Raw genomic sequence first — 22,041 nt, 5'->3', positions numbered from 1 at the left:
GCGTCATACTCCAATCTGAGTATGGGATATGAGTTATGCATTCTTCCAACAGGTTTGACGGCCAAGTGCTCGTTCGGCCAGCCCAGATCGATGTGTATCCGCCGCCGCGTCACGGCCCGCAGCGTCCCGCCGTGGTGGCCGTGCGCGGCGAGGTGGATGCGTCCAACGCCGACGAGGTCGGCTTGGCCGCGACCGCACTATTCGACGAGCTGGTGGATGTCGTCGTCGATCTGCGAGCGGTGAGTTTCATTGCGTCCCGGGGTTTGTGGATTCTGACCGAACTGCCCCTGCTCGCTCGGCGGCATGGCGTGGGGTGTGCCGTGGTCGCCAGCCCCGCCACGAATCGACTGCTCAGGATCGTCGGCCAACACCGGCCGAAGTGGGTATTCGATACCGCGGATATGGCGGTGAACGCCGTCGCTGAGGAGTCCCGCACTCTCGAACATCTTGTGCCGCTTCGCTCGCCGCCCGCGCATTGCAGCTGAGCCGACTCGAGGGGCGGCCGCCGGCGTATGCAAGCCTGCACGCCGACGACTGATGCGCCCCTCATCGGTTCGGACATAACCACGGTGAGGCCACCCATTCTTGGTGTCCTGCGAGTGTGCCGCCTGTGCTATCGAGGTCGATCGCAGGCGGCACACATACCGTCCGGTTCGCAGTGAACCTCGGCGGATCTTCAGATGCCGGATCGTTTCCGAAAGGGACGCGATGAGCGCGACTCGAGCAACCAATCACCAAACATCCAGCCGGACGATCCACACGGATGAGTACGGGCGTGGGCAGTACGCCCAGATCGTCGGCTTCGCCCTCAGGTGGTATCGCCACGGAGGCGGAGCCGATGAGATCATCCGCGAGCAGTTGGGCCTTGAGTCGACTCGCTACTTCACAGAACTGCTGTGGCAGTTGACCATCGACCCGCCCGCACCGATCCGTCCGACTGTCATGGACTCGGTCAAATCGGTGGCCCGACGGAGGCTGTGGCTGGATTCTCTGCAACGGACCTAGCGATCGGATCAGGTCCGGTCTCCGTGCGCTGGCGAGGCGGCCTGCTGGCTCCGGTCTGAACCAACAGACCTGGGCATTGCCGCACTCCGGAATGCGACGGCGTCCTCTCCCAGGATAGGCACGTAGCCGTCTGGATAGGGCGTGGGCGCGCTCCGACGAAACGATCCGTGCAACTTGGTGTGCGGTGACGGAAACGAACGATTTTCGCGCCTGCTCTCGTGGAGCAGCTACTCCTGATCGGCCCCGTTTGGAACAATGGCTGAGTTCGGCTCGGCAGCAATGTCCGACGGGAGGAGCGCTGTGGACGTTCACGCGGAGATCGCCCGGTTGGCGCGGGTAGTGCACGGCCCCGTAAACCACGATGTCACGCCCGCACATGTTCTCGATGAAGTGACCAGATCAGCGGTGGAGGTATTGCCGCCAGTGGAAGACGCCGCGATCACGCTGGTGCGTAAGCGTCATCGCGAAGGCCGGGCGGAGCTGGAATCGACTGCGGCGACCGGGCCCATCGCGCAACTGTTCGACACGCTTCAGCACGAGTTGGACGACGGCCCCTGCTTCGAATCGATCTGGCAGCAGCGCACTGTGCGGATCGATGACATGGCGATTGAGACCAGGTGGCCCAAGCTTGCTGCGGCGGCCCTGGAGCGGACCCCGATCAGATCGACCTTGTCGATGCAGCTGTATATCGAGGAACGCGAGCTGGGTGCACTCAATCTGCACGCACATAGCGCGCACGCATTCGATGAAGAGATCGAGGATCTCGCGACGGTGCTGGCGACTCACGCCGCCATCGCACTGAGCACCGCACGGCGTGGGCAGGAGTTTCGAAGCGCGCTGGCCAGTCGCGACACCATCGGACAGGCCAAGGGCATGATCATGGAGCGGTTTCAGGTGGACGCAGTGCGCGCCTTCGACATACTTCGACAGCTGTCGCAGGAATCCAATACTCCTGTTGCTGAGATCGCCGCGCGGCTGGTCCATAGCGAACGGCCGACGCTCGCGGAGGCGACAGACCTGCCCACTGGTTAGCGCGGACGGCCAGAACCGGACACCTATGACCGCGACGAACCGGTGATCTGGGGCGGACCGGCAACGTCCTTCGCAGCGGACGCGATCGGCGGAGTCTGCCGGCGCTGCGACAACCACAGGCTCATCACGATGAAGAACGGCCAGCTGATCTCCGCGAAGATCGCGACCCGCTCCGCGACGCCCAGGAGAGCCCCGCCGGCCGCCTCGAAGACCACCCAGCCCAACAGCCCCGCGAGCATCACGCTGGCGCCGACGTTGGTCCTGAAGCGAAACATCAAGGGGGATCGGTCTTGTCGGGAGGCCGCTGAGACCGGCCACGCCGCGAGCAATATCGCGCCCGCCGCCGCGGCGCCCAGGTGCACCGTCGACACAGTGGTGATCGGAATCGCCGCGATCACCAGGCCGCACCCGCCCGCACCGATCAGGAGCGTGCGCGACAGCCGCGATATGTCGGGAAATGTGAGGCCGGTGGCGATGAGGCCGGCGGCGCTGAGCCCGAATCCGATGGTGATGATGAGGTCCGTCTGACTGAAGGAAGCCAGGGTACTGACGGTGTCGCGGGCGGGGTCATAGCCGTTGTCGGGGCGGAGCACCAGGCCAGCCACTGCGACCGCGGCCAACAGGCCGATGGGACCGACGCCCGCCGCGACCAGGGCGGCGGCCGACACCGTCGTATTCGGTTCTTCCTCCATCGGTGCCTCCCACGGGCCCGACCCTCACTGTGCAACAGTCGAACCCGTCGCGATATTTCGCAACGGAACCACGTATCGAATCGCGGCTGCGAACCGACGGCCTGCGCCGCGCGTGGACCACCCGCGTCGCTACCGGCGCGGGCACGAATGCGCGGCCTTCGGACGCGACGGGAACGCCGGCCGTGTCCTTTGTGCACTCGTGCTCCCGACCGACTCGGGCTCCATGCATGAGCCCGTCACGGTGCGCGCCGCGCCGTGGAAGGCGAGAGCCACCGGTTCATTCATTGCATCTCCTTGCCGGACAGCCCGATTGATAGCGGACCGCCCCGGCCACGGTCACCGTCCACCAGGAGCAGGGTGATCAGGTCCCGGCGCGTGACGATCCCGACCAGATCGTGGCCGTGCACGATTGGAATTCCGCGCAGCCCGGACCGGAGAAGCGCGGAGGCCAACGCACTGACGTCGGCGTCCGGCCGCATCGCCACCACCGGACTGGTCATCGCTTCGGCCGTCGACATTGCGGTGGACGGGGAGCGGAACTTCGCACGTAGGAGATCGCCTTCAGACACGATCCCCACCAGCCGTCGCTTGTCGTCGAGGACCGGCAAGACGGTGAACCCGGACCGTTCGACGATCTGCAGACATTCGTCCACCGATGTTCGCGGTGTCACGCTCATCACCGGGCCGCTCATGATGTGTCGCGCCTGCATCACCGCTCCTTTCCGCTACTAGCAGCGTCACAGGCGGTCATATTCGTGGATAGGGCCATTCGGCCCTGTGGTTGGGGTCGAAATGTTGTCGAGGGTGTCGACAGCCACTAACACGTACCCCACATAGAAATATGGACGGGCCATGGCGCGAGCGCGGCGACGTCAGACGTCTTCAACGCGATCGCCGAGCCACGGCGTCGAGAAATCCTGGTTGCTCCGTGCCGGGGAGCGGCCGGCGATCGAGCTGGCGCAGGAGCTGGGGATGCCGCAACCGGACGCGTCCAAACAACGTCTGTATGGCCTTGACGCACAGGGGCTTTCGCAGGGCCGCGCGGGCCACTCACCTGACTTTGCGGCGCGGCGGCGCTAGCCCGCGTCAGATTCGCCTACGGTCGGTAGGCGTTCGCCCCGCCGTCGACGGTGATGCGCTGACCGGTGAGGTAGCCGGCGCCGGCCGAGGTCAGGTACAGGACGACGTCAGCGATGTCCTCGGGCCGGCAGACGCGACCAAAAGGTGACGAGTCGTCGAGGTCGGTGGCCGTCTCGTACTTGCCGCGCGTGACGGCCTTGGTGAGCCGGTCGCCCATCTCGGTGGCGACCAGGCCCGGGGCGACGATGTTCACATGAATCCCATGGCGCACTTCCTCTTTCGCGAGAGTGTGGGCGAGCGCCTCGAGTGCGGCCTTGGCCATGTTGTAGGGCGCTCCGCCGGCGCCGAGTGTATGCGCGGCGACGCTGCTGATCATCACGATGTCACCGCGCGGCTCGGCGCGCATGCCGGGTAGCACCAGTCCGGTGAGATGGTGCGGTCCGATCGCCTGGACGCGTAGTAGTCGCTCCACCTCGTCGGCGCCGGTGTCCGCGACGGAACGGCCGCGGCTGGCGATGCCGCCGTTGTGGACCAGGATGCTGATCGGGCCGAGCTCGGACACGACGGTGTCGACCATCGTCTGGTGCGCGTCGAGATCGTCGACTCGACCCTGCACCGCAAGGGCGGTTCGGCCGCCGGCCCGGATCTCGTCGACGGTGGCCTGCGCTGCGCCTTCATCCCGCGCCCAGTTCACCGCGACTGCAGCACCATTCCTGGCGAGCGTCAGGCTGATGGCCCGGCCGATGCCGCGCCCACCGCCGGTGACCAGCGCGGTTCGGCCGGACAGGGTATTCGTCTCGGGCATCGCCACCGTCCTCCGAAAACATCACTGCGATACGCAGGTTCATTCACGCTAACCGAACCGCTACCCAGTTCGGGCTCGCACTGGCATGGTGGGGCCATGGCCGAAACTTCCGCAGCGATCGCCCGCCGTGCCTACGAGACCCTCGAGCCCTATCACGTGCTCGCCTACTTCAATCCCGGTCTGCACGATGCACAGACCGACCTGGACCTCGATGCGCAGGCGTTCTACGTCGGAGCACGGGCCGCGCCGCTAGGCGAAACCGTCTCGGCAGTGGTGACCGCAACCTTCTTCAACTTCGCGCCGGCGACGATCGATCGGGCGTGGCAGGCCGCGCTGGCCGCGGGCCTTGCCGAGATCGACGACCGTCGTTACGCGATGCTCGACGAGCAGTACCGCACGGTCCTGGGGGAGGCGGTCGCGGATATCGCACCGCTGCTGCCCGATTACCGGGCCATGACCGCGGATCTGCCGGTGTCGGGCAGGCCACTCGGGGCCGCCTGGGCCGCAACGGACCTACCGGTTGCCCCGCATCTGGAACTGTGGCGCCATCTGTCGGTGCTGCGAGAATGGCGCGGCGACAACCATATTGCGGAACTCGTGCGGCATGGCTTGACCGGCCTGGAGGCCGGCGTGTTCCACGAGGCGGAGCTGCCGGACCCGACCGTGAAGCGTCGAGCGCTGGGACGCAAATTCTTTCAGATCAGTCGAGGCTGGACCGATCTTGACTGGGAGACAGCGGTTCTGGCCTTGGCTGACCGCGGCCTTCTGGAGCCGCAGGGCGATCCGTCCGCCGATCCCGAATCGGCGATCGCGCCCATTCCGGGTGGCGCCACTCATCGATTGACGTCCGCGGGTTTCGATCTGTATCGGGAGATCGAGGCGGGCACCGACGCGATCACCGGTGCTGCGCTGGGTGCCGAGTTCGCCGATCTCATCGATCGGACGCGGCCCTTCGTGAAGCGCGTCATCGACGCCGGCGTGCTGCCCGGCACGCGTAAGCGCTGATACCGCAGTCGACTCAGGAGTGAGCGAGCACCTGCAGGCTGATGACGCCCAACCCGAGGGCCCCCTCGATCGCCAGCACGATCACCCGCTGCCACCACCGGAGTTCTACGCTGCGCACCGCGAGGTGTGCGATGAGCACCAACGCGACCGTCAGGGCGATGGCGGAGACGGTCAGCGCGGTGGTCACCGACCAGCCGGTGGTCGCAGCGATGATCAGGAAGATGAACGGCAGTGCGACGGCGGGTAGTGCACCGAAACTCGACATGACGAGATGTCGCGTTTCGGCGCGAGTCATGATTCGTTCGTGGACGACCATGTGCGAGACCAGGTCGGCGGTGAACATCGCCAGGACCGCTCCCAACACCGTGATCGCCAATGTGGTGATCGCCGCTGACGCGGAGATGCCGCCGTGGTACGACAGCGCGACGGACAATGCGAGCGCCGTGAACGTGAGATACAGGCTTTCCTTCAGGTGATCTGCCCGTTCTCGTCGAAGCGATACGGCGTCACCACCGTCGTCGGCATCAGACATACCGTGCACCTCACAGGGCTACTGCGACAGACGGGTCTCGTCTGGTTCGGTACATCGTAGGCCCGCTAGCAACCGATCAGTCGCTGCCCTTGCGGCGGGCCAGCGCGGTCATGCCGATCAAGGCGACGATTGCGATCAGCATGAGCGTCGTCGCGCCGGTGTATGCGCCGTACTCGTTGCCCTGCTGGTAGCGGCCGTAGACCAGCAACGTCAGCGATTGCGACACACCGGGTTCATTCGACGAGACCATGATGACCGCGCCGAACTCGCCAAGGCTCCGCGCGATCGTCAGAATCACGCCGTAGGCGAGTCCCCACCGGATCGCAGGCAAGGTGACGCGGGCGAACGTCTGCCACGGCGCGGCACCCAGGGTGGCAGCGGCCTCCTGTTGCTCGAGCCCGATTTCGCGGAGCACCGGTTCGACCTCCCGGACGACGAACGGCAGCGTCACGAAGATCGTCGCAAGCACCATGCCCGGGACCGCGAAAATGATCTGCACGCCCCAGTCGGCCAGGAATCCGAACCAGCCGCCGACACCCCATACCAAAACCAATGAGACGCCGACGATTACCGGCGAGATCGCGAACGGCAGGTCGACGATGGCCTGGACCACGGAGCGCCCTCGCCACGTCCCACGAGTCAGCGCGAGCGCGATCAGAACCCCGAAGATCGCGTTGAGCGGCACGACGATCGCGACGATCAGCAACGTCAGGTTGATCGCCGAGATCGCAGCCGGCGACGTCATCGAATCGATGAACGCGCCGATTCCGGGTTGAAAGGTGCGGTACAGGATCAATCCCAGCGGAACGATCAGCAGGATCGTCAGGTAGGTGATCGTGAACGCGCGGTTGAGGTATTTAGCTGTGGCGCTTGCTCGCACGGGGCTCCTCCTCGCGTCGGGACAGTCGATCGGCGCCGACGCGCAGCACGAACAGCGACGCGAATGACAGTCCTAGCAGTACGACCGCGACGGCGGCCGCCTCCTGCGGGCTGTCCTGCTCGATCAGCGAACGGATGTATTGCGACGAGACCTCGGTGTGCTTCGGGATGCCGCCGCCGATCAGAACGAGCGATCCGAACTCGCCGATCGCGCGCGAGAAGGCCAGTCCCGCACCGGATAGCAGGGCGGGCGCCAGGGCGGGAAAGATGATTCGGCGCAGGATCGTGGCACGGTTCGCGCCGAGAGTAGCCGCGGCCTGTTCGCTCTCGCGCTCGAGTTCGATCATCACCGGTTGGACGGTGCGAACCACGAACGGCAGCGTGACGAACAGCAGTGCGATCACCAACGCGGTCTTGGTGTGCTGCACATGGATTCCGACCGGGCTCGCCGGACCGTACAACGACAGCAGGACGATGCTCGCGACGATCGTCGGCAGTGCGAACGGCAGGTCGATCAGGGCGTCGAGCAGCCACTTGCCCGGAAACGAATCGCGGGTCAGAACCCAGGCGATCTGCAGGCCGACCACGCTGTTGATGACGGTGACCACGACCGAGGTCTCGACGGTCGTCCGCAGTGAGCTGACCGCGGCGTCGGTGGTGATGGCGTGCCAGAAGGCGCCGAGGCCATCGTCGAACGATCGGGCGATGATCGCGGCGATCGGGATGAGGACGATCAGGCTGAGCCAGAGGGTTCCGGCGCCGATCCCGAGTGCAGTGGCCGCACGCGTACGTCGCCCACCCTTGCGACTGAAGGTGGGCGACGACGCGGTGACGGCTCGATCGTGAGCCAGCGACATCTAGCCGGTCGCTTTGGCGTACACCTGGGTCAACAGGCCGTCGTTCTTGTCGAACAGGTCCTTGTCGACCGAGGGCCAGCCACCGAGGTCGTTGATCGTCCAGACCTTGCCCAGCGCCGGGAAGCTGCTGGCCGTCTCCGCGGCGACCTGCGGGTCCACGGGCCGGAATCCGGCCTGAGCCCATAGCTTCTGGCCGGCCGGCGAGATGATGTAGTTGACGAATTCCGTCGCCTCGGCGGTATGTGATCCCTTCACGACCGCGACCGGGTTCTCGATCTTGAAAGTGGTTGACGGGTCGATGAATTCGATGTTCTTGCCCTGGCGCTGCAGATTGATCGCCTCGTTCTCATAGGAGATCAGCACGTCGCCGGTGCCCTGCAGGAAGAGGCTGGATGCATCGCTGCCTGAGCCCGGGCGGGTCTTGATGTGGTCGCTCACCAGCTTGGTGACGAAGTCGATGCCGGCCTGCTTGTTGGCGCCGCCGTTGCTGGCTGCGGCGTAGGGCGCCAAAAGATTCCACTTGGCCGAGCCCGACGAGCGCGGGTCGGGACTGACGACCTCGATACCGGGCTTGAGGAGATCGTCCCAGGTGTGGATGTTCTTCGGGTTGCCCTTGCGCACGACGAGGGAAACCACCGAACCGAAACCGATGCCCTTGTACTGCCCGGCGTTCCACGAGGGGTCGACCTTGTTCGCCTTCACCAGACGGGTCACGTCGGGCTCGACGGACAACGCCACGACGTCGGCGCCCAGGCCCTGCACCACCTTGCGGGACTGGTCGCCCGAAGCGCCATAGCTCTGGGTGAAGCCGATGCCCTTGCCGGCCGGAGTCGCCTGGAAACCGGGGATGACCTTTGCAAAGCCGGGCTGCGGGACCGCGTAACCGACCAAGGAGAGCGTGGTCTTGGCCGCCGCCTGAGTCTCCCCGCTGGTGTCGCTGCTGCCGCCACCGCAGGCAGTCAGCATCACAGCGGCGGCGCTGAGTGCGACTACGGGCGCGACGAAACGAGATCTCTTCACGGGAGGCCTTTCTACGGGCGATCGCACCGATCGGTGCGACCACGGTTCTTCGAAGATGCTGCGATGGCAGTAGGGCGGATCACGAGGTGGCCGCCCTACGGTGCACAGGACGCTAACACCGGGTTGAGCGCGGAGAAGGTGCGAAAAATGCTGACCCGTGCGAACTTTCGTTCAGGTCCACACGCGGTCGTTATGGCCGCCGGGCGATAGTTGCTGCTCAGGATGCGTCGTCGACGCGACACCACGTCGGCGACCCGCGTCGGCCGGAAACCGGCCAATAATAAAAGTCCGAGTGGGTGCAAATTTGCGCGCTGCAGGCTTCAGCGGCCGCCCTTGCCCAGCAAGTGGCGCAACGCCGGCTCGATGTCCGAATATCGGAACCGGTGGCCGCGTGCAGCCAACCGTGACGGTTCGACCCGCTGGCTGGCGTATGCCAGTTCGCGGGCGCCCTCTTTGCCGAGGAGCAGGCGTGGACCGAACGAGGGGACCGGTAGTACTGCCGGCCGACGCAGGCAGCCGGCGAGGGCGTTGGTGTAGTCGCTGTTGCGGACCGGCGCCGGTGCCACGCCGTTCACCGGCCCTGACAGTTCGGTATCCCACAAGGCGCGGTGATAGATGTCGACCAGATCGTCGATCCCGATCCAGGACAGCCACTGCGTGCCGTCGCCGAGCCGGCCGCCGAGGCCCGCGCGGAATGGCAGCAGCAGCAGCCGCAGTGTGCCGCCTAGTGGCGACTGCACAATCCCGGTCCGAACCATGACCGTCCGGACGCCTGCCTGTTCAGCCGGCACGGTGGCATGCTCCCAATCGGCGACCAGGTCTGCCAGGAAATCGTCGCCGTGATCGCTGTCCTCGGTCAGGCTCTCGTCGCCGCGATCACTGCCGTAGTAGCCGATGGCCGACGCGGACACGAATGCCCGTAGACCATCCGTGCGTGCGGCGAGCTCGGCCAGCTTTCGGGTGGGTTCGATGCGACTGTTCTTGATCGCGTCCTTGTGTTCCGCGGTAAACCGTCCGGCGATCGACTCACCCGCGAGATGAATCACCGCGTCGACGCCGTCGAGCAGCGCCGAATCGGGATCGGCTGGGTTCCAATGCCGTTCGTCAGGGTGCTGCGGATTACCCCGAACCAGCCGGATCACTCGGTGACCGCCGGTGCTGAGGAACGCCGTCAGCGCGGTGCCCACCAGACCCGACGATCCGGTGACCGCGACGGTCGTCGGATCGGTTCCGCTCGCCCGTGCCACCTGATGCGCCCGAAGATCGTCTGCGAGCTGAGCATGCCGATAGTCGAACATGCGCCGCAAGGCGAATCCCGGTACGGGACTGTCGATTCGGTCGATGACGCGGGTATGCGCGTCGTCGACCGCCTCGAATGCATGCGTATGTCGCCAGCGCGGTACCGCGAGACGGGCCGGAAGCGAACGCACGCCATCCACACCTATCTCGTCGACGAACTGGCGGGATTCGTCGTATCCGGCGGGGTCATGCTCGGCCGCCCACAGCAATCCGCCCGGGAGCCGCAGCAGCGTCTGGCCGCGCTCCAGCGAATCCGTTTGGGAGATCGGGCGAAGCGGTGCCCAGGGCGGACTGAGGCGTTGCAGCGCACCCGGCCGGCCGAACCAGGCGAATACCTCGTCCCGCGGCGCATCAACGACACTCGAATATTGCAGTCCCATCTCTGGAAGCCTAGTTTCACTGCGCCGGAACCGCAGGCCCCAGAGGCCAGGCGCGGAAAGTGTTCCGTGGAATGAGACAGCCCGCGGGCGGTCCGATCCCGGCGGTAATGATTGGTCGAGCATCACGGCGGAGGCGAAAGGACTGCGGATGACCAACGACCACGAGGGCGGGACCAGCACCCGTCGGCTCGAGAACAAGCGTGCGCTGATCCTCGGCGCGGCGCCCGGCAATCTCGGCGCGGTGATCGCGTCGCGGTTCGTCGAGGAGGGCGCCCGGGTCGCGGTCGCAGCGCGCCGGCCCGACGCCGCGGAAGCCATGGCGGACGAGCTCGGCGTCACCGGCTTGGTCTGCGACATCACCGATGGGGCGGCGATCGACCGAGCCGTGGGGGAGGCGTCGTCCCGGTTCGGCGGGCTGGACATCGGCATCAACACCAGCGGCTGGGGTCTGCTCAAACCTTTCCTCGAGACCACCGAGGACGATCTCAACACGATGGCCGCGATCCAGTTCGTCGGACCGTTCCGCTTCTTTCAGGCATTGGTGAAGGCGATGACCGGCGGGGGCTCGATCATCCAGATCTCGTCGGTCACCGCGACCATCATGATGGAGAACCACGCCGCATACATGGGGACCAAGGCTGGCATGGACCACATCGTCCGCACGATCGCGAACGAGTTCGGCACGCAGGGAATCCGCGCCAACTCCATCGCGCCGGGCGGTATCGCCGACACCCCGATGTCCGCAGGAGGGCTCAACATTCCGCAGATCGCGAACCTCTACAACCGCGAGATCCCGATCGGGCGTCCGGGCGTCGCCGACGACGTCGCGAATACCGCGGTGTGGCTGGCCAGCGATGAGTCTGGCTTCGTGACCGGCCAGATGATCCACGTCAGCGGCGGTCAGACGCTGCGCCGGAACCCGTCGTTCGCCGATATTCAGGGAGCTTTCGGCGCATAGAGCCCCGCGCCCGTCGGGATCGTCAACGCGCATCGTGAAAGACGAGGCCGAGCGTGTGGCGTTGGCCGGATCGGATCGGCGAGACGCCGTGCCGGATATGCCCGACCGACCAGCCGCGCGTTGATCGCACCGGCCGTTCGCGCGCGGTGAAGACCAGGCCGTGCCCATACGGGATCGTGAACGAGGTGCCGCGCGATTGCGCTCTGGGGCGTTGCTCGACGAGCATGAATTCGCCGCCGGTGTGGTCGATGCCGTGCTCGTTCAGGTTGATCACAACCTGGAGTGGAAAGATCAGGTCTCCGTACAGGTCCTGATGCAGGGCGTTCCAGTCATTCTCGTTGTAGCGCAAGAGGATTGCTGTCGACTTGGTCTGGCCTGCACGATGGCACTGATCGAGCCATTCGTCGAGCGAATCCGGCCACGGCGTCGAGCGGCCGAGGCGCGTCCACCAATCGCGAGCGATCGGCAGCAACCGCGGATAGAGCGCCTGTTTGAGACAGCCGATCGACTGGGGGTACGGCTCACGGAAGTACCGGTACTGCCCCTCGCCGAAGCGGTAGCGGGCCATGTCGATGGTGGATCGGAACCGTGACGTCTCGTCGTACATCTCGCGGAGCTGTCGTGCCTCGGCGGGCGTCAGAAGCTGGGGGAGCAGCGCGCCGCCGAGCGTGTCCAGCTCGGCCGCGATCGCATCCCAGTCGGCCCCATCAACCCGCAGGCGCCACCGATCGTGTCTGCTCATGTTCCTCCAGACGTTTGTCATTGTCCTTCGTCATGAAGACGCGCCGCACGGCCGAAACGTGAGATCGAGGACCGCGGTAACACACCACCCGGCGTGGAATCTCACGTTTCCGGCGGTTGAGACGTCTACCCGGTAGCGGATCGACAGAAGGAGAGCACCCATGATTCGACACACGATCCTAGAGACCAGTCTCGGCCTTATCACCCTTGTCGCTTCGGGTGACGCGATCACCGGGCTCTACTTCCGGCGTCACATCCGTCGCCCGGCCGACGATACCTTCGGGCCGCGGATGGACTCCGGTGATGATGTGTTGCTCGACGAAGCGGCACGGCAGCTCACCGACTACCTCGCCGGCGACCGTCGGGTGTTCGACTTGCCGGTCGACGCCGTGGGCGACGACTTTCAACGATCGGTCTGGACCATCGCCTGCGCGATCGCTCGTGGCCGCACCCGCACCTACGGCGACATCGCGACGGAGCTGGGCAATGGCCACTACGCACAGGAGGTCGGAAAGGCGTTGGGCGCCAATCCGATCTGTATCGTGATCCCGTGTCACCGGGTCGTCGCCGCGGACGGATCGCTGACCGGCTATGCCGGCGGCCTCAAACGCAAGCGGGCGCTGCTGGAGCTCGAGGCGCCGGCACCCGAGTCGGTCGGGCGCCTGTTCTAATCGGCTAGGCCAGTGGTGCGCATGGTGATGTTGATTCTGCCGGCGGCCAGTCCGCAGCCATCTGGAGCCGTATCCGGGTGGACGCGGGTTATGCCGTGATAGGCGAGGCGTGATTCACCGCCGAAGACGAATAGATCGCCGGATCGCAACCGCAGGTCGGTGTACGGCTTGCCGCGATTCGTGGCATTGCCGAACCGGAACGTGCACGAGTCGCCGATCGACAACGACACCACTGGCGCCGACGAGCGTTCATCCTTGTCCTGATGCATGCCCATTCGGGCGTCGGCGTCGTAGTAGTTCACCAACGCTGTGTCCGGGAGGTATGCGTTCGCTTCCGCTTCGGGGTAGCCCGCATCCAGGAGCGCGCGACGCCCCAGCCGGACCATCCAATCGGGAAACGGGAGGACTTGCGCTCCGTTGACGTCGGTCGCCGCCCGCGTGTATTTGTATGGCTGCCAATGCCATCCGAGGCAGACAGTACGCACCGACATCTGATGGCCCCGAACCGTCGCGGCCCGGATAGGAACCGGGCCGTCCGTCCACCGGTGAAATTGGCCGACGATCCACCGCTGCTGATCCAGGGTGAGCCAGCCCGGAACGTGAATCGCCCCGGCCGCCGGTTCGTGGCGGTCGCCCGGGTGTGGCTCGGGGGTGAACAAGGTCATCGCGGATGGCGTCTCGTTATCAGTGTTGTCCCACATGGCATTTCCAGGTCCGGTAGCGGTCACTGCAGCACACCGCGCAGGGCCGGTATCCGGCCGCGATCGCAGTGGCTTCGTCGGCGAAGAACACGCGCTCTGTGACATACCCGCCACGGGCGATTGCGCATAGGGCCGACCGGCAGTCGAGCCGGCCGTAGATTCGGTCACGACGATGGCCGCCCCAGCGACCCTTGGTGATCGATATATACGCCGCGCCGTCCGCGCCGATCAACGCATACGTCTTCGTCGCCGTCACCGAATCCTCTGTTCGCGTCAATGCCAGTTTCAGCGGCAGGACGATGTCGAGCCGCTGCTATCCAGTAAACGCCGCGGAGGTCGAAAACGTGAGGTCGGTCCTGCGGCCGCCATTGCCGTCAGGTCGGGAACAGGCACCGGTTGTCGCCGTAAGCCACTGCGTCCAGGAACAGCCCGACCATGTCGGGGAACTGTGGTCCGGCGCGGACGCTCTCGGGATCCGACGTAACCCGCTCGCCCCAGCGACCGCGGAAGCCCGACTCCTGATCGGTTGACGGCCAGAAGGTCTGCGTCTCCCGGTCGACGACGAAATCGTAGGTGCGACCATCGATGTCCAATGCGCGCTGGGAGGCCCATTCGTTCCGGACAGCGACATTCGGCACCGTCACGCCCGGCGGCGCCAGCACCGTCGACTCCTCGGCCTCCGGCGGCTTATCGGTATCGGGAACGTCGCCATATCCCACGACGTCAAGTCCGTAGGCGTGCGGCAGCACTCCTTCCGCACCGGCGGCGACCAAGCCGGCCGCCAAGCCGACCGGGCCGAGCACACCGCCGAGCGCGCCGCCGATTCCGGCGCCGCCCAAGAACTTCGCCAGGAACGTGAGCATGTCTCGTCCGAGATCCTCGTCGCTATGCGGGATAAGGTCGGGCGGGACCGGAACACCCGGGTCGAACCGCCCGCAGAATGCGGTGCCGGCGCTAACCGTCGGCCGCTCGCCAGGCGACAGATACATCGAATGCGTTCCGTCGGCGACGTAAATGCGTGGATGCCCGTCCACGAGTTTCGGGAGTCCGCTCGTGAGCCCCGTTGCCGGTCTCCACGAGCGCACCGTCATCGTCGGGCCACCGGCCGCGTCCCGGGAGTAGGCGGGAAATGCGGAGCCGCCGTCGTCGGCCGACAGGCGCGACACGGTCGTACCGACCAATCGCGGTTCGGTGTTCTGTGCGTCATCCTCGGGTTCGTCGAACAGCAAGGCGACGCAATGCCAATCACCGGCATGGGATAAGGCCTGCTGTGCAGCAACCGATCCCGCGCAATCACCCGAGTCCTGGCCGACAGACTCGGAGTGGAAGGGATAGAACAAGTAGTAGCAGAGCAACGCGGGTCGACTGGCGTACGTCTGCAGCACTCGATCCAGTCCCCGGGGCCCCGCCGCCCGCGCAAGGAGCTTGTCAGAGTCGATGTATTCCGCGTGATACCAATACCGGCTTGCGTTGAGACCCGGTTCGTTGGCGTAGCGGCCCGCGATCGCGTCGGCGTTGCCGTAAGTCGACACGCTGTCGACATCAATTGTGTCGCTTGCTCTTCCCGCGCCGTCGGTCCAGCCGGCGAACTGCAGGAACTTGCCCTCCATGCCGCCGGCCGTACCGGGGATCTGGTCGCCGATCGATGTACCCGGCTCGCCCACTCTGGCCGAGATCGTGCCGGCCGCGGCAAGCGGCCGGCGAGGGTATGGATCACCGGGCACGCCGCCCCAGCTGTCAGTGGTATCGAACGGCGAATTCGACTGCCACAGAGCCGAATGCTCGACGTATCGTTTGGCATCGACGGGTACGAACCGCTCCGCTGGATGCAGGTGCAGAATCGGGGCAAACTTGCGCGCCAGCACCTCGACGAGTGGTACGGAACCGGATGGCCCTGGGCGCCGAGGACCGGTCGGAGCGGATGCGGCCAGCAGCGCGACGGCGATACCGAGCGCCGAGGCGTTGTCGGCCCATTGCCACGTCATCGCGGGAGCGGCAGAATCTCGGCCCGCCGTCTCCAGAGTGATCTCCCGGCCGCTGGACTGGTTGCTGGCCTCCTGCACCTCGGTGGCTCCGCCGCCTGGATTCACAGCGGTCGCCGCCGCCACGGTGACCGCGGCGACCAGACTCAGACCGGCGCCGGTCACCGGCGTGGTCACCGAGAGGTCCGTGCCGGTGCCGGAGGCAACGAACGAGGCAAGCGGACCTTTGGTTGCCACGCCGGTGTACGCGATAACCGACCACGCGCAGAGGTCTTGACGTTTGTTGGCGAAGGAGAACGTGACTGCCCCGGTGGCCGCCGCAGCCGACGTCGCGATAAACGCAGTCAGCCGGCGGCGGTCGACTCCTTCGATGACGACCGTATTCAGTTGTGCGAAAGTCAGATTGAGTCCGCTGATCGCCGGCGGGTCCGGCGTGGCGGGGAACAGCCCGGTCTCGGCGCTGGCCACGAACACGATGATCCGCGCATCGGCCGGAGCGGCGACGGAGGCGGTGGCGAAGGTCGAGGCACCGGTCCCGGTGTCGGCCGTGAGGGGAAGACGAGTCATGGCCTGTATTCCTCAGCTCGGTCCGGACGGATTGCGGATTGCGTTGATTCCGTTGATGACTCCGGTGATCTCGCCGGTGAAGTCCGGATCGCATGTTGCGGCACCGACCGTTTCGACCATGCGTTGGAAGCACGGATCATCGCGCAGGGCGGCGAATGACTGGGACGCCATCGGGTCGAGGCCGCGGTTCACAAGGTAGCCATAGTGATCCACGAGCAGCTGCGCCACGCCGTCGAGGTCGCCGGTCGGCCACAGGCCGCGATAGCGCTGAGAGACCAGCTGCCATTCGCGGCGGACGCCGTCACTGTGTGCTGAGCCGCTGGCCAGCATGTCGTCGATCGCCGTGCGTATGAGGTCCATCACGCGAGCGACGCAGTCCGGGTCGTTGCGCGCGAAATCGGTCAGTGCGGCAAGCCAACTCAGCCAGCATTGCCGGGTCGACTCGTCCATCGGGCGGCCGAAGAATTCGTCGTTGATTCGATGCGGATTGGCCCGCCAGATCGCGACGTCGTCGATGAGTCCTTGGAAGGGGCGCTGCAGCTCTTTGTTATTGCCGATGGTCACCGATCGCAGCGGCGACAAGCCGACGCCGTCGATCTGAGTAGCCACCGTGCCGTCGATCATCATGAACGCCGTCGACACGCCGTCGTGCAGAAAGCCCACGGTGGACCAGCCGTCCGGGTCTGGGCGGAAGGGCGCGACATGCACGAGGTCGGACGGGGTGGCGCCGGTGCCACGTAGATAGAGGGTCAGGAAACCGGTGCCGATCGCCAGCGAGAAGGCGTCCCCGACGACGAGTGCACCCTCGGCGTGCTGATCGCCCGCGATCGCGACCTCCAGCCGGAGTCCGCGAAGGGGATTCACGCCGGATAGCCGAGCGGTGACCACCCCACCACCTCGGAAGTCGATGACCCCGGAGCCCGGTTCGGTGCCGTCAGGATAGTACTGATTGAGCGAGATCTGTTGCGGCATACCATAAGCTTGTCGACCCGGCGACAGGTCGGCGATCACCCCCGGCGTTCCCGAATAGGTGTGATGTAGGATCTGTTCCCAGGGGTCAGCCATAACACACTCCAGTCGGCGAGTCGTGCTGGTCGCATGGAAAGTGTATTCGAAAGAACTGCCCTTAATGCCCTAACCGCGCAAATTCGCCAACCGAATACAATACGGACAATATTCCGAATATGCCCTGGCGCAATATGTTTCGGTTCGCTCAGGAAATTGTGTTCGTGCTGCGCGATTCGCATCAGATGTTTGCGTAGGCTCATGAGTGGAAGCGACGATCCGGACAAGACCATCGGGGATACCAACATGCGTTGGACACGACGAGACGCCCGAACTGCCAACGAGGGCATGAAGATCTGCAACCTCACCGGGCCCGGCCTGTCGAGCCGGTTCGGGGTCGGCGCCGCCGACCTCGGCGCGATGGTCGAGGCGCCCAACGGCGACATCGTGGCGGTATTCGGCGACACCTGGCGGGATGCGCTGGTGGGGTCGTCCGACTGGCGGTCACCGGTTGTCCTGATCGGCAGCCGCGAGGCCGGGGGACCGGTGGTGTGGCATCGTGCCGGCGGCCCCGATCCGGGATACGCGCGCCAGCTGTGGCCGTACATCCACGATTCGCCGCCATGGAAGCACGGAGGATTCTCCACGGTGATTCCCAGTGATCTGCTCCGCGTGGGCAACGATCTCTATCTGCATGCGATGGTCATACGCGGGTTCCCGGCCGTCGCCTGGACGGAGATCTGGCGCTCGGCGGACAACGGTGTCACGTGGGGGCACATGGGAGCCGGGGCCGCCTTCGCGGCCGACTTGCATGACGGCCTGGCGCAGTCGTGGACATGGGATTTCGACCCGGACGACGGCTGGGTCTACGTGATCTCGACAGCATTCCAGTCGGGCTCAGGCATGATCCTCCGCCGAGTTCGCCCTGACGGCATCGGCGATCGCAGCGCCTACATCGGCTGGGGATACCGAGATGGTGCGTGGGCGTGGGGGAACCCGCCGACCGTCATCACCCCGGACGGCGAGACCTGGCGGGAGACCACATTTCGGCGGATCGGCGTCGGCCAGCAGGCGAATTGGATACTGGGCGGGTTCTGCATCTCCGATAGCGGGCTCTCGTACCGTGTACTCGCGTCTCCGACCGACAACGTTCATCGACGCGTGAAGACCACGCCGATCGCTGAAATCCACGACTGGCGCCGCGAAGACCATGCCGGCGGCAGGGTGGGACAGGCGTACGGCGGCTACATCATCCCCGGGTCGACGCTGGACGACGCTCATGGAGTCCATCTGGCTGTCTCACAATGGAATACCAGAACGAACTGGCCCTACCGCGTGATGCAGTTCGCGACGACTCTCAGCTCGGTATCGGTCACACCCAATTCTTCCGTTCTTGCACAACGGATCCCGGACTGGTTGGCCACGCTCGAGGCTCACCGCGGAGTGGCTGGCACGGCAGGGGAGAAGCTCGACGCCGCCAGAATGGCGCTGGATGCCCTTCAACGGGCGTTGGAAGGCCGCTCATGGTGAGCAGCTGATAGCCAGCGCTACCGGCGTTTGCCTATTTGTGCTGCGCGAGCGGCGAATTCCCATGGGTCGGCGACCGGGCCCAGATGGCTGAGCTTGTCGGGGCTGAGCACGAATCGGATCGTCTGGATCTGTTCGGCGCCTGCATCGATGGTCATTGTTGTCACGATGTCGCCGTCGCGGTCGTAGACGATGGCACCCAGCTGGCCGTTGATCTGCCTGGGTTGCACGCTGGCCTCGACGGCGGCGAGTTTGGCGAAGATCGATGCGAGCGCGCGGGCGACGTTCCGATTACCGCTGACGCCCTTGGCCAGCGCAGGTGCTTTGCCGCCGCTGTCGCCGATCGCAACGACGTCCGCGGCCAGTAGCTGTCTCAACCGATCGACGTCGCCGTCCTGGAGGGCATCGAAGAAGCGGGCGGCAAGTGCGTCTCGTCCGGCACGATCGGCCTCGAAGCGGGGACGGCTGTCCTTCATGTGATTGCGTGCCCGGACCGCGAGTTGACGGCAGGCGTCCTCGGAGCGCCCGACCGTTGTGGCGATATCGGCGAACCCAAACCCGAAGACGTCGCGGAGCACGAAGACTGCGCGTTCGAGGGGACTGAGTCGCTCGAGGAGGACCAGCGCTGCGGTCGAGAGCGAGTCAGCCAACTCGGCTGCTCGTGCCGGGTCCACGTAGGGGTCGTCCAGGAGCGGTTCGGGCAGCCATGGCCCGGGGTAGGTCTCTCGCTGTCGCCGGGCTGAACGCAGGACATCAATGGAAATTCTGGTCACCGTGGCAGCCAAGAAATCCTTGACGGAACGGACCGGAGTGGTCGATTGCTCCCATCGCAGCCAGGTCTCCTGCACGGCATCTTCAGCCTCGCTGACGCTGCCGAGGATGCGGTAGGCGATCGCGAAGAGCAGCGGCCGTAGCCGTTCGAAGTCATCGACCTTGCTCATGTGCTGCCTCGGGGGTCGCGTGTTCGGCAAATTCTCTGAACCCTTGTCGCCAGGACGGGTATTTCAGTGTCCAGCCCAGCTCGCGCTTGGCCTTCTCGTTGGAAAAGCCACTGCCGCTGGTCATCATCGTCACCATCATCTCTCCGGCCAGGGGACGAGCCAACCATGTCGGCACCGTCCGCGGCGGCTTCGCGCCGGTGCACTCGGCAAGATAGGGCAGCCAGTCGGCAACCGGGGCGGGCTCGTCGTCGACGATGTTGAACACTCCCTCGGCTCTGAGCTCGACCGCCAACACGGTCGCCGTGGCCGCGTCGTCGGCATGCACGAGTGAGACATGCCCGCGGCCGCGGCCGATGAGCGGAAACATGCGCTTGTGCAGCAGATCGATCTGGTCATCGTTGGCGCCCACGCCGTACAACGATCCGTAGCGGACAACACCACCGCCGGCGCCGCGCACTGCCCTCTCGAGGTGGTAGATCGCATCGGCACCGGGAACCTCGAGGGGATCATCCTCCGTCTTGACCAGACCACCCACCGGCGTGGCGTTGAACAACGCCGCGCTCTGAGCGATCAGGTGAGCACCGCCGGCCGCCCGCGCGGCGGCCACCAGATTGTCGGTGCCCTCGCTACGCAACCGATTGGTGGTCTCGAAGAACCGGCCCGGCCGCAAGGGATTCAGTCTCCCGGCGTGCTCCGGCGCCAGCGCAGTCATTTCACTCACGATCACGTCCGGCATCGCGGCAACCACGGCGTCACGCACCGCGTCCGGGTCCAATCCGTCCATCACCACGGTCTCGGCCCCAAGGGCGCCAAGGAATTCCAGCTTGTTTCCACTAGTCGTGGTCGCGATCACCTGATGATTGCGCGCTACCAGTTGCGATACCAGCCGGCGTCCTACGACACCAGTGCCACCCGCCACAAATACACGCATAGCCACGCTCCTTTGTCCGTCTGACAGATCCTGCGTTCTCTATGACGAACGGGACGGGCCAGTCTGTGACATCGGCGCGTGGATAGCGCGCAGCTTACTTGTCCGCTCCGCGCCTGATCCAGCCAACGATCGAGGTGGCGATGAAGAGGATGAGCCCGATGATGGCCAGCCAGACCAGACCTTTGATCGCGAACCCGATGACCACGAACGCGATCCAGATGAGAAGCAGAACTCCTAGAAATGCCAACATGTACGGGACCATACCCGTTCAGATTTTCTGCTCTTACTGAACGCAAATATATGTAGCGCGTAGCTAACCAATGTCCACCCCGGGGCGAGAACCGGCTTCCACCATCCACCCTGCGCATCCGGTGATCCCCTGGCGCCATCGCTGGGGGCCGGGCCGATCGATGACGCGGGGCGGCAGCAGAAGCTTTTCGATTGGCATCCGCCAGAGCGAACGCGTTGACAGAAAAGCTCAACCCGATATACGGTTAAATCTACTTCCGATGACATAGATTTAGGAATGCGCTCGGAAGGCGTGGCCGGCTCCAGCAGGGGGGCGTGCGGCAGTCAGGTCAGCGGATAAGGGGAACACGACATGATCGTTGTAGGCATCATTCTGCTCATTCTCGGTTTCATCTTCAATATTCCGGTGCTGTGGACGATCGGTCTCGTCGCCCTCATCATCGGCCTGGTCTTGGCGGCGCTCGGTGCGCTCGGTCACGCTGTCGGTGGTCGACGGCACTACTACTGAGTTGTCCCAGCCACTGACGGGAAGTCGAGGCCGAAATGTTCACGCGCGGAATGAGTCTGGTCGCGACCCTAGTGGTCATATGGCTGATCATCGGGGCGATCGCTGCCTGGCAGCGCGGGTATTTCAAACACACCGAACCCAACTGCGTGAGCACTGGGACGACGGCCGTAACGGTGATCGCCGGGCCGCTGAACTACTTCGGGGCGAACCCGAAGGTATCCGACTGCAAAACCCCGCAACCGAGCAAGTAGTGCGGCGGGTCCATTCGACAACGTCGAGTCCGACACGAAGAAGTCGGACCGACGATCGCAATCCTGTTGTGGCAGTTGTCGTATCAGCACGATCGGAGGCCGGCAGTGAGATCCCAGTGGCGTGAGCACAGCGACGAGATGTTGGCGTTCGCGATGCGATGGGCCCCATTCGGCGGTGGCGAAGCAGGCGAGATCTGGGCTCAATTCGGGGCACCCGAACGCGTGTTCTTCCTTCGGCTCCGGACCCTTTTGTCCGGGCCACCGGCCGGCGGCCTCGATGAGCTGACCTGGGCGCGCCTGCGGTTGGTCTGCGAACGCCGGTTGCTCCGGCCCGAGCCACCGCTGCCCGCACCGTCAGACACCGACGACACGCTGTCGGGCTGATAGCGCAAAGGCCGAACTCACGTTACTTACCAACCACTT

At 65.3% G+C, this 22,041-nt stretch carries 25 protein-coding genes and 1 pseudogene; 10 read left to right on the top strand and 16 right to left on the bottom strand.

What is annotated here, in order from left to right; all coding sequences use genetic code 11:
* Nucleotides 1-65: 65 nt before the first annotated feature.
* From G341_RS21795 to G341_RS0111125, 3 genes are all read left to right on the top strand, one after another.
* A complete protein-coding gene (locus tag G341_RS21795; RefSeq protein WP_155826928.1) occupies nt 66-485 on the top strand; it encodes an STAS domain-containing protein in 420 nt (139 codons plus the stop codon).
* A 223-nt stretch (nt 486-708) separates the two neighbouring features.
* Nucleotides 709-1,005, top strand: a complete 297-nt coding sequence (locus tag G341_RS24420) for a DUF3263 domain-containing protein (protein ID WP_018179220.1) — start codon at nt 709-711, stop codon at nt 1,003-1,005.
* A 255-nt stretch (nt 1,006-1,260) separates the two neighbouring features.
* Nucleotides 1,261-2,037, top strand: coding sequence for a GAF and ANTAR domain-containing protein (locus G341_RS0111125; RefSeq protein WP_245556974.1), 777 nt, complete (start codon nt 1,261-1,263; stop codon nt 2,035-2,037).
* 23 nt (nt 2,038-2,060) lie between these two features.
* Here the strand turns inward: G341_RS0111125 and G341_RS0111120 are convergent, their stop codons facing one another.
* The 3 genes and pseudogenes from G341_RS0111120 to G341_RS0111110 all read right to left on the bottom strand — a co-directional run bounded on the left by G341_RS0111120 (nt 2,061) and on the right by G341_RS0111110 (nt 4,614).
* Nucleotides 2,061-2,729, bottom strand: coding sequence for a DUF998 domain-containing protein (locus G341_RS0111120; RefSeq protein ID WP_018179218.1), 669 nt, complete (start codon nt 2,727-2,729; stop codon nt 2,061-2,063).
* A 341-nt stretch (nt 2,730-3,070) separates the two neighbouring features.
* Nucleotides 3,071-3,439 (bottom strand): annotated as a pseudogene (locus G341_RS21790) (CBS domain-containing protein); the annotation flags it as partial.
* Between the two features lie 386 nt (nt 3,440-3,825).
* Nucleotides 3,826-4,614: an SDR family NAD(P)-dependent oxidoreductase gene (locus G341_RS0111110; RefSeq protein ID WP_018179216.1), complete on the bottom strand. Its 789-nt coding sequence runs from the start codon at nt 4,612-4,614 to the stop codon at nt 3,826-3,828.
* Between the two features lie 96 nt (nt 4,615-4,710).
* Between G341_RS0111110 and G341_RS0111105 the strand changes: the two genes are divergently transcribed.
* Entirely contained in the window at nt 4,711-5,619 is a 909-nt protein-coding gene (locus tag G341_RS0111105; protein WP_018179215.1) for an SCO6745 family protein, read from the top strand.
* Between the two features lie 13 nt (nt 5,620-5,632).
* Here the strand turns inward: G341_RS0111105 and G341_RS0111100 are convergent, their stop codons facing one another.
* The 5 genes from G341_RS0111100 to G341_RS0111080 form a co-directional block, all read right to left on the bottom strand.
* Nucleotides 5,633-6,151: a hypothetical protein gene (locus tag G341_RS0111100; protein WP_018179214.1), complete on the bottom strand. Its 519-nt coding sequence runs from the start codon at nt 6,149-6,151 to the stop codon at nt 5,633-5,635.
* Between the two features lie 76 nt (nt 6,152-6,227).
* Nucleotides 6,228-7,031 (bottom strand): sulfate ABC transporter permease, encoded by an 804-nt coding sequence (locus G341_RS0111095; protein WP_018179213.1) that lies wholly within the window; start codon nt 7,029-7,031, stop codon nt 6,228-6,230.
* Nucleotides 7,009-7,887: a sulfate ABC transporter permease subunit CysT gene (cysT, locus tag G341_RS0111090; RefSeq protein WP_018179212.1), complete on the bottom strand. Its 879-nt coding sequence runs from the start codon at nt 7,885-7,887 to the stop codon at nt 7,009-7,011. Before cysT ends, G341_RS0111095 begins: the two co-directional genes overlap by 23 nt.
* Complete coding sequence (locus tag G341_RS0111085) at nt 7,888-8,853, bottom strand: sulfate ABC transporter substrate-binding protein (RefSeq protein WP_018179211.1); 966 nt, start codon at nt 8,851-8,853, stop codon at nt 7,888-7,890.
* Nucleotides 8,854-9,227: 374 nt separating this feature from the next.
* Nucleotides 9,228-10,586 (bottom strand): TIGR01777 family oxidoreductase, encoded by a 1,359-nt coding sequence (locus G341_RS0111080; RefSeq protein WP_018179210.1) that lies wholly within the window; start codon nt 10,584-10,586, stop codon nt 9,228-9,230.
* 148 nt (nt 10,587-10,734) lie between these two features.
* Between G341_RS0111080 and G341_RS0111075 the strand changes: the two genes are divergently transcribed.
* A complete protein-coding gene (locus G341_RS0111075; RefSeq protein WP_018179209.1) occupies nt 10,735-11,544 on the top strand; it encodes an SDR family NAD(P)-dependent oxidoreductase in 810 nt (269 codons plus the stop codon).
* Nucleotides 11,545-11,566: 22 nt separating this feature from the next.
* On the opposite strand, the gene G341_RS0111070 is transcribed toward G341_RS0111075, so the two are convergent.
* Nucleotides 11,567-12,286 (bottom strand): 2OG-Fe(II) oxygenase, encoded by a 720-nt coding sequence (locus tag G341_RS0111070; RefSeq protein WP_018179208.1) that lies wholly within the window; start codon nt 12,284-12,286, stop codon nt 11,567-11,569.
* A gap of 160 nt (nt 12,287-12,446) precedes the next feature.
* On the opposite strand from G341_RS0111070, the gene G341_RS0111065 reads away from it, so the two are divergent.
* A complete protein-coding gene (locus tag G341_RS0111065) occupies nt 12,447-12,956 on the top strand; it encodes a methylated-DNA--[protein]-cysteine S-methyltransferase (RefSeq protein WP_018179207.1) in 510 nt (169 codons plus the stop codon).
* Here the strand turns inward: G341_RS0111065 and G341_RS0111060 are convergent.
* From G341_RS0111060 to G341_RS0111045, 4 genes are all read right to left on the bottom strand, one after another.
* On the bottom strand, nt 12,953-13,621 hold the full coding sequence (locus G341_RS0111060; protein ID WP_018179206.1) for an alpha-ketoglutarate-dependent dioxygenase AlkB family protein: 669 nt from the start codon (nt 13,619-13,621) through the stop codon (nt 12,953-12,955). The two genes, G341_RS0111065 and G341_RS0111060, sit on opposite strands and share 4 nt — an antisense overlap.
* Before the next feature lie 19 nt (nt 13,622-13,640).
* Complete coding sequence (locus G341_RS0111055; protein WP_018179205.1) at nt 13,641-13,913, bottom strand: Ada metal-binding domain-containing protein; 273 nt, start codon at nt 13,911-13,913, stop codon at nt 13,641-13,643.
* A gap of 118 nt (nt 13,914-14,031) precedes the next feature.
* Nucleotides 14,032-16,206 carry a hypothetical protein gene (locus G341_RS0111050; RefSeq protein ID WP_018179204.1) on the bottom strand — a complete coding sequence of 725 codons (2,175 nt, stop codon included), beginning with the start codon at nt 16,204-16,206 and terminating at the stop codon, nt 14,032-14,034.
* Nucleotides 16,207-16,218: 12 nt separating this feature from the next.
* Nucleotides 16,219-17,271 (bottom strand): LamG domain-containing protein, encoded by a 1,053-nt coding sequence (locus tag G341_RS0111045; RefSeq protein ID WP_245556973.1) that lies wholly within the window; start codon nt 17,269-17,271, stop codon nt 16,219-16,221.
* A gap of 201 nt (nt 17,272-17,472) precedes the next feature.
* Between G341_RS0111045 and G341_RS21785 the strand changes: the two genes are divergently transcribed.
* Complete coding sequence (locus tag G341_RS21785; RefSeq protein ID WP_018179202.1) at nt 17,473-18,741, top strand: DUF4185 domain-containing protein; 1,269 nt, start codon at nt 17,473-17,475, stop codon at nt 18,739-18,741.
* Nucleotides 18,742-18,758: 17 nt separating this feature from the next.
* Here G341_RS21785 and G341_RS0111035 read toward each other — a convergent pair whose 3' ends face one another.
* The 3 genes from G341_RS0111035 to G341_RS23925 all read right to left on the bottom strand — a co-directional run bounded on the left by G341_RS0111035 (nt 18,759) and on the right by G341_RS23925 (nt 20,860).
* Nucleotides 18,759-19,679, bottom strand: coding sequence for an RNA polymerase sigma-70 factor (locus tag G341_RS0111035; protein ID WP_018179201.1), 921 nt, complete (start codon nt 19,677-19,679; stop codon nt 18,759-18,761).
* Nucleotides 19,663-20,610 (bottom strand): NAD-dependent epimerase/dehydratase family protein, encoded by a 948-nt coding sequence (locus G341_RS21780; RefSeq protein WP_043451318.1) that lies wholly within the window; start codon nt 20,608-20,610, stop codon nt 19,663-19,665. The genes G341_RS0111035 and G341_RS21780 overlap by 17 nt, the downstream gene beginning before the upstream one ends.
* Nucleotides 20,611-20,704: 94 nt before the next feature.
* Nucleotides 20,705-20,860: a membrane protein gene (locus G341_RS23925; RefSeq protein WP_026303540.1), complete on the bottom strand. Its 156-nt coding sequence runs from the start codon at nt 20,858-20,860 to the stop codon at nt 20,705-20,707.
* A 351-nt stretch (nt 20,861-21,211) separates the two neighbouring features.
* Here G341_RS23925 and G341_RS23980 point away from each other — a divergent pair, with 351 nt between their 5' ends.
* From G341_RS23980 to G341_RS0111010, 3 genes are all read left to right on the top strand, one after another.
* On the top strand, nt 21,212-21,367 hold the full coding sequence (locus G341_RS23980) for a DUF6131 family protein (protein ID WP_018179198.1): 156 nt from the start codon (nt 21,212-21,214) through the stop codon (nt 21,365-21,367).
* 35 nt (nt 21,368-21,402) lie between these two features.
* Nucleotides 21,403-21,618 carry a hypothetical protein gene (locus G341_RS24165; RefSeq protein ID WP_018179197.1) on the top strand — a complete coding sequence of 72 codons (216 nt, stop codon included), beginning with the start codon at nt 21,403-21,405 and terminating at the stop codon, nt 21,616-21,618.
* Between the two features lie 105 nt (nt 21,619-21,723).
* Complete coding sequence (locus G341_RS0111010) at nt 21,724-22,002, top strand: hypothetical protein (RefSeq protein WP_245556972.1); 279 nt, start codon at nt 21,724-21,726, stop codon at nt 22,000-22,002.
* Nucleotides 22,003-22,041 lie beyond the last annotated feature (39 nt).

This window comes from Jongsikchunia kroppenstedtii DSM 45133, from assembly GCF_000380485.1.
GTDB lineage: Bacteria > Actinomycetota > Actinomycetes > Mycobacteriales > Mycobacteriaceae > Jongsikchunia > Jongsikchunia kroppenstedtii.
This window is presented reverse-complemented; position numbering and strand designations above follow the sequence as displayed.

Coding starts and splice junctions, on each gene's coding strand:
- G341_RS24420 (WP_018179220.1), top strand. CDS start 709: ATGAGCGCGACTCGAGCAACCAATCACCAAACATCCAGCCGGACGATC.
- G341_RS0111125 (WP_245556974.1), top strand. CDS start 1,261: ATGGCTGAGTTCGGCTCGGCAGCAATGTCCGACGGGAGGAGCGCTGTG.
- G341_RS0111120 (WP_018179218.1), bottom strand. CDS start 2,729: ATGGAGGAAGAACCGAATACGACGGTGTCGGCCGCCGCCCTGGTCGCG.
- G341_RS0111110 (WP_018179216.1), bottom strand. CDS start 4,614: ATGCCCGAGACGAATACCCTGTCCGGCCGAACCGCGCTGGTCACCGGC.
- G341_RS0111105 (WP_018179215.1), top strand. CDS start 4,711: ATGGCCGAAACTTCCGCAGCGATCGCCCGCCGTGCCTACGAGACCCTC.
- G341_RS0111100 (WP_018179214.1), bottom strand. CDS start 6,151: ATGTCTGATGCCGACGACGGTGGTGACGCCGTATCGCTTCGACGAGAA.
- cysT (WP_018179212.1), bottom strand. CDS start 7,887: ATGTCGCTGGCTCACGATCGAGCCGTCACCGCGTCGTCGCCCACCTTC.
- G341_RS0111085 (WP_018179211.1), bottom strand. CDS start 8,853: ATGCTGACTGCCTGCGGTGGCGGCAGCAGCGACACCAGCGGGGAGACT.
- G341_RS0111080 (WP_018179210.1), bottom strand. CDS start 10,586: ATGGGACTGCAATATTCGAGTGTCGTTGATGCGCCGCGGGACGAGGTA.
- G341_RS0111075 (WP_018179209.1), top strand. CDS start 10,735: ATGACCAACGACCACGAGGGCGGGACCAGCACCCGTCGGCTCGAGAAC.
- G341_RS0111070 (WP_018179208.1), bottom strand. CDS start 12,286: ATGAGCAGACACGATCGGTGGCGCCTGCGGGTTGATGGGGCCGACTGG.
- G341_RS0111065 (WP_018179207.1), top strand. CDS start 12,447: ATGATTCGACACACGATCCTAGAGACCAGTCTCGGCCTTATCACCCTT.
- G341_RS0111060 (WP_018179206.1), bottom strand. CDS start 13,621: ATGACCTTGTTCACCCCCGAGCCACACCCGGGCGACCGCCACGAACCG.
- G341_RS0111050 (WP_018179204.1), bottom strand. CDS start 16,206: ATGACTCGTCTTCCCCTCACGGCCGACACCGGGACCGGTGCCTCGACC.
- G341_RS0111045 (WP_245556973.1), bottom strand. CDS start 17,271: ATGGCTGACCCCTGGGAACAGATCCTACATCACACCTATTCGGGAACG.
- G341_RS21785 (WP_018179202.1), top strand. CDS start 17,473: ATGAGTGGAAGCGACGATCCGGACAAGACCATCGGGGATACCAACATG.
- G341_RS0111035 (WP_018179201.1), bottom strand. CDS start 19,679: ATGAGCAAGGTCGATGACTTCGAACGGCTACGGCCGCTGCTCTTCGCG.
- G341_RS21780 (WP_043451318.1), bottom strand. CDS start 20,610: ATGCGTGTATTTGTGGCGGGTGGCACTGGTGTCGTAGGACGCCGGCTG.
- G341_RS23925 (WP_026303540.1), bottom strand. CDS start 20,860: ATGTTGGCATTTCTAGGAGTTCTGCTTCTCATCTGGATCGCGTTCGTG.
- G341_RS23980 (WP_018179198.1), top strand. CDS start 21,212: ATGATCGTTGTAGGCATCATTCTGCTCATTCTCGGTTTCATCTTCAAT.
- G341_RS24165 (WP_018179197.1), top strand. CDS start 21,403: ATGTTCACGCGCGGAATGAGTCTGGTCGCGACCCTAGTGGTCATATGG.